The following is a 5,388-nucleotide window of genomic DNA, read 5'->3' as shown; positions in this document are numbered from 1 at the left end:
CGACGTTGCACCCCTTCAGCATCCCGTCGCGCCCGACATCGGTGAACAGCAGCGACGCCACGCCCGCGTCCTCGAACCGCCGCGCGAGATCGACCGCGCTGGTGGTCGAGACATCGGCCCAGCCCTTGGTCGCGACCATGCCGTCCTTCGCATCGACCGCGACGACGATCCCGCCGGGGAAATCCTTCGCCACGCCGCGCACGAAGTCGGGATCCTCGAGCGCCGCGGTGCCGATCACGACCCGCGACACGCCCAGATCGAACCAGCCCTCGACATTGGCACGCGTCCGGATCCCGCCGCCGAGCTGCACATGCCCCGGAAATTGCGAAACGATCGCGCGCACCGCGTCGCCATTGACCGAAGCCCCTGCAAACGCGCCGTCGAGATCGACGACGTGCAGATGCTCGGCGCCTGCGTTCGCGAACAGCATCGCCTGCGCCGCGGGATCGTCGCCATAGACGGTCGCGCGGTCCATATCGCCCTCGGCGAGGCGGACGACTTGCCCTGCCTTGAGGTCGATCGCGGGGAAAACGATAAGGCTCACGGCCGCCACTCCAGAAAACGTTCGAGCAAGGCCAGACCGTAGCGCTGGCTCTTCTCAGGATGAAATTGCACGCCGATCATCGTGTCGCGGCCGATCGCCGCGGTGACGGGGCCGGCGTGATCGGTGGTTGCGAGCACGTCGGCGCCTTCAAACGCGAAGCTGTGCAGGAAATATGCCTCGCCCGGTTCGATCAGCGGATGCGCGGTGGCCGGCACGACGTCGTTCCAGCCCATATGCGGCACCTTCGCGTCCATCGTCCCCGGCTCGAGCCGCCGCACGCGCCCCGGCACCCAGCCGAGCCCGGCATGCGTCCCCATTTCCTCGCCGGCCTCGGCCATCAGCTGCATGCCGACGCAGATGCCGAGGAACGGAGCGCCCTCGTCGCGCACGCGCCGGTTCAGCGCCTCGACCATCCCCGGCACCGCGCGCAACGCGGCGGCGCACGCCCCGTAAGCGCCGACGCCGGGCAGCACGATCCGCTCGGCCTTCGCGACGACGTCCGCGTCGGCGGTGACGATCAGGTCACTACAGCCCGCGGTGCGCAGCGCGTTCTCGACCGAATGCAGGTTCCCCGCGCCGTAATCGATCAGCGCGAGCGTCACAGCATCCCCTTGGTCGACGGGATCGCGTCGGCCTTGCGCGGGTCGATCTCGATCGCGGTGCGCAGTGCGCGCGCGACGCCCTTGAACGCGGCCTCGGCGATATGGTGGTTGTTGGTGCCGTACAGCGTCTCGACGTGCAGCGTGATGCCCGCCGCCTGCGCGAAGCTGTGGAAGAAATGCTCGAACATCTCGGTGTCCATGCCGCCCAGCCGGCTCTGCGAGAACAGGTCCTTCCAGACGAGCCAGGGCCGGCCGGAGATATCGAGCGCCACCCGCGTGAGAGTCTCGTCCATCGGCGACAGCGCGTCGCCGTACCGCGCGATGCCGCGCTTGTCGCCGAGCGCCTGCGCGAACGCCTGGCCGATCGCGATGCCGGTATCCTCGACGGTGTGATGCTCGTCGATATGCAGGTCGCCCTTGGTGCGGACGTGCAGGTCGATCAGCGAATGGCGCGAGAGCTGTTCGAGCATGTGGTCGAAGAAGCCGACGCCGGTCTCGACGTCGTAAACGCCGGTCCCGTCGAGGTTGATGGTGACGTCGATCGCCGTCTCGGCGGTGGAGCGGGAAATCGTGGCGGTGCGCATGCCACCTCCCATAACGTGCGCCACGACGCATGCAATCTTGACCGCCATCCGAATACCGCTACCCAAGGGGAATGAGTGATGGACTGCCCGATAGCCTGATTCCGTACGACGAGATCGTGCAAGAAGCCCTGCGTGCCGTCGTCGGCCGCGTGCTCGGTTCCGTGTCGGAGGCCGGCGGGCTTCCCGGCGAGCATCATTTCTACATCACCTTCAAGACGCAGGCGCCCGGCGTCGACATCCCCAAGCGGCTGATCGAACGTTTCCCGGACGAGATGACGATCGTCATGCAGAACCGCTACTGGGATCTCGTCGTCGACGACGAGCGCTTCTCGATCGGCCTGTCGTTCAACCAGGTCCCGTCGAAGCTGGTCATCCCCTATTCGGCGATCACCGCATTCCAGGATCCCGCGGTCAGCTTCGAACTGCGCTTCCAGGCGCAGGAGGGCGCGGACGATTCGCTCGGCGAGCATGACCCGGCCGAGAATGACGGCCCGACCGCGGTGCCGATCGAAGACGGCTCGAACGTCGTCGCCGTGGATTTCAAGCGGAAGAAGTGAGCTGGAGCGAGGCGATCAGGCAAAGCTGATCGCCGGTCGCACAGCGACGCGAACGGCCGGCCGACGCGCACCGCGCGGTCGACGACATGGGATTTACTCCCATGTCGGCCTTCTGCTCTACGCCGCCATACCGGAACAAGCCCGGCATGACGGCGTAGGTAGGTTATGACCAACACCCGCACAGAAACCGACTCGATCGGCCCGATCCAAGTTCCCGCCCAGGCCTATTGGGGCGCGCAGACCGAGCGATCGGTCGAGAATTTCCCGTTCGGCACCCGCGAACGCATGCCGATCGAGATCGTCCACGCATTGGCGCTCGTCAAACAGGCCGCCGCCCGCGTGAACCGCACGCACGGCCTCGACGCCACAATCGCCGACGCAATCGACGCCGCCGCGCAGGAAGTCATCGACGGCACGCTCGACGACCAGTTCCCGCTCGTCATCTGGCAGACCGGCAGCGGCACCCAGTCGAACATGAACGTCAACGAGGTCATCGCCGGCCGCGCCAACGAGGTCCTCACCGGCACGCGCGGCGGCAAGTCGCCGGTCCACCCCAATGACCATGTCAACATGAGCCAGTCGTCGAACGACAGCTTCCCGACCGCGCTCCACATCGCCGCCTCGCTCGCCGTGACACGCCGGCTCTTTCCCGCGCTCGACCGGCTGCGGACCGCGCTGCAGGCGAAGGCGGATGCGTGGACCGACATCGTCAAGATCGGCCGCACGCACCTGCAGGACGCGACCCCGCTGACGCTCGGGCAGGAATTCGGTGCGTATGCCAATCAGGTCTATCGCTGCGGCCGCCGGATCGAGCCGGGCGTCACCAACGGCACCAACCGGCTCGCGCAGGGCGGCACCGCGGTCGGCACCGGGCTCAACGCGCCCAGGGGGTTCGCCGAGGATTTCTGCAAGGCGGTCTCCGACCTGACCGGCCATCCGTTCATCCCCGCCGAGAACAGCTTCGAGGCGCTCGCCTCGAACGACCCGCTCGTCCATCTGTCGGGCACGCTCAACACGCTCGCGGTCGCGCTGACCAAGATCGCCAACGACATCCGCCTGCTGGGCAGCGGCCCGCGCTGCGGCTTTGGCGAGATCGACCTGCCCGCCAACGAGCCCGGCAGCTCGATCATGCCCGGCAAGGTTAATCCCACCCAGTGCGAGATGCTGACGATGGTCGCCGGCCAGGTGATGGGCAATCACGTCGCGGCCACCATCGGCGGGATGCAGGGCCATCTCGAACTCAACGTCTTCAAGCCGCTGATCGGCGCGAACGTGCTCCGCTCGATCGACCTGCTCGCGACCGCGATGGAGGGCTTTGCGGAACGCTGCGTCGACGGCATCGAACCCAATCGCGACCGCATCGCCGACCTGCTCGACCGCTCGCTAATGCTCGTCACCGCGCTCGCCCCCGAGATCGGCTATGACGCCGCGGCGAAGATCGCCAAGCACGCGCATGCCGAGGGGCTGACGCTGAAGGAAGCCGGCCTCGCACTCGGGCTGGTCGATGCGGAAACCTTCGACCGTGTCGTGCGGCCCGAGTCGATGCTCGGCCGCTAACGCCTCCCCCGACCCCGTTCGTGCTGAGCGAAGTCGAAGCACCGTCGCTTGCGGCACGCCCTTCGACGTCGCTCAGGGCGAACGGGGGGAGGAGGGGCGCACCTGCGGGAACCCAAACGCGGTTCGCGCGCTAACCCGCCACACGCGAAGGAGAAATTACGTGGGCGCAACGACCATAGGCGCACTGATCGGCGCAGGCATCGACTCGCTCAGCGGCGATGACGGCAATGCGGACGGCGCGATCATCGGTGCGGTCACCGCCAACGTGCTCAAGATCGTCGTGCCGCTGGCCGTGACCTACGCGATCGGCTGGGCGGTGCTGCGCGGTACAGCGGAACTCAAGGACCAGGTTTTCGGAGAGGTTAAGTCATGATCGGACGTATCATCAGTGCATTGGTTGGCCGCGAAATGGGTCGGCGCAGCGGCGGCAGCGGCGGCACCTCGGGTGCGGTTAAGGGCGTGGTCGCGATGAGCGTGCTGCGTCGCATGGGGCCGCTCGGCATGATCCTCGGCGGAGGCTATGCGGCCAAGAAGGCCTATGACCGCAACCGGGCGCGCAAGTCGGGCTACTGATCCGCCGCCAGAATGACACGCGCGGGCTGTGCATGGGTTGACGCCCATGCGCAGTCCGCGGCAAGGGCGCGCATGCCCCATACACTTCCGTCCGACCCGCATGGTTTTCGTCGCCGCGGCGTCCTGTTCGTCCTGTCCTCGCCATCGGGCGCCGGCAAGTCGACGATCGCGCGCCGATTGCTCGCCGACGAGCATGAGCTGGAGATGTCGGTCTCGGTGACGACCCGTGCGATGCGACCGGGCGAAGTCGACGGCAAGGACTATCATTTCACCGATCTCGAGGGCTTTCGCGACATGGTCGCGAAGGACGAGTTCCTCGAATGGGCGCATGTCTTCAACCACCGCTACGGCACCCCGCGCGCGCAGGTCGAGGAGATGCTGGCGGCCGGCAAGGACGTGCTGTTCGACATCGACTGGCAGGGCGCGCAGCAGCTGTTCCAGATCGCGGGCGGCGACGTAGTCCGCGTCTTCATCTTCCCGCCGTCGATGGAGGAACTCCACCGCCGCCTCACCAGCCGTGGCACCGACTCGACCGAAGTGATCGACGCCCGCATGTCGCGCGCCGCGAACGAGGTCAGCCACTGGGACGGCTATGATTACGTCCTGGTCAATGACGACGTCGACAGCTGCATCCGCGGCGTGAAGACGATCCTCGCCGCCGAGCGCCTCAAGCGCTCGCGCCAGACCGGCCTGATCGGCTTCATCCGCCGCCTGACGCGCTGACCCCCCGTCATCCTGGATCGGGTCCAGGATGACGAAAGCCTACAGCATTCCCAGAAACGCCACGCCGCGCGCGAATTCCTGGCGCTTGAGCTCGCGCAGCTGCGCCGCCTGCCAGTCCTCGCCCCACATCTCGATCGACCAGTCCTCGTCGATCCCCGCCGCCGCCCAGGCCGCATCGCCGTCGATCTCCCCCTCGACCAGCGCCAGCCCGATCACCAGCGACCCCGTCAGCGTGACGACCGGCGACA

Annotated in this window: 8 protein-coding genes and 1 pseudogene; 5 read left to right on the top strand and 4 right to left on the bottom strand. The window is 67.2% G+C overall.

Annotated features, from left to right (window positions below; genetic code table 11):
- From sphsw_RS08775 to hisB, 3 genes are all read right to left on the bottom strand, one after another.
- Positions 1-544, bottom strand: a 544-nt coding sequence (locus sphsw_RS08775) for a 1-(5-phosphoribosyl)-5-[(5-phosphoribosylamino)methylideneamino] imidazole-4-carboxamide isomerase (RefSeq protein ID WP_031440277.1), incomplete at its 3' end; no start/stop codon positions are given.
- Positions 541-1,146 (bottom strand): imidazole glycerol phosphate synthase subunit HisH, encoded by a 606-nt coding sequence (gene hisH / locus sphsw_RS08770; protein ID WP_031440276.1) that lies wholly within the window; start codon positions 1,144-1,146, stop codon positions 541-543. The genes sphsw_RS08775 and hisH, both read right to left, overlap by 4 nt.
- Positions 1,143-1,730: an imidazoleglycerol-phosphate dehydratase HisB gene (hisB, locus tag sphsw_RS08765; protein ID WP_031440275.1), complete on the bottom strand. Its 588-nt coding sequence runs from the start codon at positions 1,728-1,730 to the stop codon at positions 1,143-1,145. The genes hisH and hisB overlap by 4 nt, the downstream gene beginning before the upstream one ends.
- Before the next feature lie 71 nt (positions 1,731-1,801).
- Here hisB and sphsw_RS08760 point away from each other — a divergent pair, with 71 nt between their 5' ends.
- The 5 genes from sphsw_RS08760 (at position 1,802) to gmk (ending at position 5,140) form a co-directional block, all read left to right on the top strand.
- Entirely contained in the window at positions 1,802-2,287 is a 486-nt protein-coding gene (locus sphsw_RS08760; protein ID WP_031440274.1) for an SspB family protein, read from the top strand.
- Positions 2,288-2,452: 165 nt separating this feature from the next.
- Positions 2,453-3,844 carry a class II fumarate hydratase gene (gene fumC, locus sphsw_RS08755; protein ID WP_031440273.1) on the top strand — a complete coding sequence of 464 codons (1,392 nt, stop codon included), beginning with the start codon at positions 2,453-2,455 and terminating at the stop codon, positions 3,842-3,844.
- Between the two features lie 160 nt (positions 3,845-4,004).
- A complete protein-coding gene (locus sphsw_RS08750) occupies positions 4,005-4,217 on the top strand; it encodes a hypothetical protein (RefSeq protein ID WP_031440272.1) in 213 nt (70 codons plus the stop codon).
- On the top strand, positions 4,214-4,417 hold the full coding sequence (locus tag sphsw_RS08745; protein WP_031440271.1) for a hypothetical protein: 204 nt from the start codon (positions 4,214-4,216) through the stop codon (positions 4,415-4,417). Before sphsw_RS08750 ends, sphsw_RS08745 begins: the two co-directional genes overlap by 4 nt.
- A 72-nt stretch (positions 4,418-4,489) precedes the next feature.
- Complete coding sequence (gene gmk, locus sphsw_RS08740; RefSeq protein ID WP_031394372.1) at positions 4,490-5,140, top strand: guanylate kinase; 651 nt, start codon at positions 4,490-4,492, stop codon at positions 5,138-5,140.
- Between the two features lie 39 nt (positions 5,141-5,179).
- Here the strand turns inward: gmk and sphsw_RS19750 are convergent.
- Positions 5,180-5,388, bottom strand: a pseudogene (locus tag sphsw_RS19750) (ATPase); the annotation flags it as partial.

Source organism: Sphingomonas sp. FUKUSWIS1 (assembly GCF_000733135.1).
GTDB lineage: Bacteria > Pseudomonadota > Alphaproteobacteria > Sphingomonadales > Sphingomonadaceae > Sphingomonas > Sphingomonas aerolata.
This window is presented reverse-complemented; position numbering and strand designations above follow the sequence as displayed.